General features: G+C 40.9%; 3 protein-coding genes. All 3 read left to right on the forward strand.

Annotated features, from left to right (window positions below; genetic code table 11):
* The first annotated feature begins 88 nt into the window (after nucleotides 1–88).
* Nucleotides 89–448, forward strand: coding sequence for a hypothetical protein (locus FJ366_04330; GenBank protein ID MBM3894793.1), 360 nt, complete (start codon nucleotides 89–91; stop codon nucleotides 446–448).
* Nucleotides 426–779 (forward strand): IS66 family insertion sequence element accessory protein TnpB, encoded by a 354-nt coding sequence (gene tnpB / locus FJ366_04335; protein ID MBM3894794.1) that lies wholly within the window; start codon nucleotides 426–428, stop codon nucleotides 777–779. Before FJ366_04330 ends, tnpB begins: the two co-directional genes overlap by 23 nt.
* Before the next feature lie 83 nt (nucleotides 780–862).
* Nucleotides 863–2406 (forward strand): IS66 family transposase (locus FJ366_04340; GenBank protein ID MBM3894795.1); only part of this gene is annotated, 1544 nt, incomplete at its 3' end.

Below are 2406 nucleotides of genomic sequence, written 5' to 3' on the forward strand. Positions count from 1 at the left end.
TAAACATGGTAAGCCCCCAAAAATCCCACCTATGTTTTGATAATTTTTTCGATCATGCTCCTGTGTTTTAACAAATATGGAGCTAATCATGTCCTCAATATCCAGCGAATCGATCGCAAACAAAAAATCGAAACGTCATTTTAGTGAAGCAGAAAAAAGAGAATTTTGTTTATCTTGGAAGAGTTCTGGCTTACGTAAAAGTGAATTTTGTCGAGTGAATGGACTTTCTGAAGGAAGTTTTCACGGGTGGTATCGAGAGTTTCTCCAAGGATCTTTTGGAAATTTTTCACCTTTAATGTCGTCGTCATCAATGGAAAAAGTGGATCTGGAAAAAATATCGCTGACAATGACGCTGCCTAACCAAACACAATTATGCGTGTTGTTGCCTGAAGATCGTTTGATTTCTTTTATTGTGGAGATTTGTCATGCAACTACAATTATACGGTAGGAAGATTTGGGTATATCGATCCGCGATTGATTTTCGTCGTTCTATCGATGGTTTAAGTGCAATGATCATGAGCGAAATAAAGCAGTCCCCTAAAGATGGGGTCTATTTATTTTTCAATCGCCATCACGACAAAGTCAAATGCTTATCCTGGCATAAAAATGGGTTTGTGCTGTTGTACAAGCGTTTGGAGGCTGGACGATTTGCAATGAAATTCAATGATAAATCCGGCGTAATGGAAATCAATACAGACGAATTGAGCTGGTTGTTAGCAGGTTTGGAGTGGCAGAAAATGCGAGATTGGAAAGAATTAAATTACTCGAAATTTAGCTGATTATTTTCGCTAAAAAAAGAAAAAAACATCTGTAAAATAAGCATTTTTATATTGCTTGTGGTATAATTTCCACATACCAATGGATGTTAAAAATTTCAATGAATGCTGATGATTTTTCTGTTTTGCAAGCGACCTACGCCCTACACGAAATTGAAATTATTACGTTGAGGGAGCGTGTTTTAACGTTAGAAGAAGAAATTGCGCGACTCAAAGAAAAGCTGGCTTTGCAACAGAAAAATCAATTTGATAAAAAAAGTGAAGTCAGCAAAACAGATCCTCTCGAAGAAAACTCCTCTTCGGTTCACACGGTTGCCGCTCACCAGCGCACTCGAAAACCGCGCGGCAATCGCTTTGATACTTCTGAGTTGCCGCGACATACCGTCATTCATGATTTATCAGAAACCCAACGACACTGCGCTTGTTGCCAGGAAGCCTTACACAAGATTGGCGAAGAAGTTTCTGAACAAGTCGAAATCATTCCGACACGCTATTGTGTGATTGAACATGTGCGATTGAAATACGGTTGCCGACAATGCGACACCATCGTGATGGCGGATAAACCTCCCGCACCCATTCCAAAAGCGGCTGCGGGGGCAAGTTTATTGGCGGATATTTTAATTGGGAAGTATCATGCGCATCTTCCGCTGTATCGGCAATCCAAATTGATGCGAGATCATCAGCTTGCTATCCCTGACAATACCTTGGGCAATTGGGTAATGCAGTCGGGCGAAGGGTTGATGCCGCTCTACGACGCTTTGTGGGCCATCTTGAAAAGCCCTTATTTGCAGGTGGATGAGACGCCGGTCAAGGTGTTGAAAACCAATAAAAAAGGTTATATCTGGACTTACTACGCACGCTTAATGAAACTTGTCGTGTTTGAATTTAGCGAAACACGAGCAGGCAAAGTAGCTGAAGAGCGGTTACGAAATTTCATTGGCTTGTTACAAACCGATGGATACGCGGGTTACAAAAAATTACATAAACGCACCACCATCATAGGCTTAGGTTGCATTACGCATGCGCGACGAAAATTTGCTGACATTATTAAAATTAGCAATGACAAACAAGGCATTGCTGCAGAAATGATTGAACGTTTAAAGCCGATTTACGCGCTCGAGGCCCGACTAAAAGACGGCAACGCCACCTTTCATACGCGCAAACGATTACGACAAAAAATAGCTTATCCTATTCTAAAAGAAATAAAGCGATGGTTATGCCAACAAAGACCACAGATTCCACCGAAGAGTAAACTTGGCGACGCCATCACTTATTTTTTTAATCAATGGCCGTATTTGATTGCTTATACGCGCCACGGTACAGCAGAAATTGATACCAATGGCGTAGAGCGTAAAATTAGAGAAATTGCTTTAGGGCGGCGTAACTGGTTATTCATCGGCAATAAGAATAGCGGAAAAGTCCATGCGTTATTCTATAGTCTTGTACTCAGTTGTGTTTTAAATACGATTAACCCCAGAGTTTATCTGCATTATGTGCTAACGAAAGTACACGAATTACGCCGAGGTGAGATTGACCCCAGAACACTCTTGCCAGATAAGATCGATTGCACTATTTTACAGAAATTCTCGGATGAGCAAATTGAATTCGCTAAAAAAATGATGAATCATCC

The sequence above is a fragment of the Candidatus Dependentiae bacterium genome (assembly GCA_016871815.1).
Taxonomy (GTDB): Bacteria; Babelota; Babeliae; order Babelales.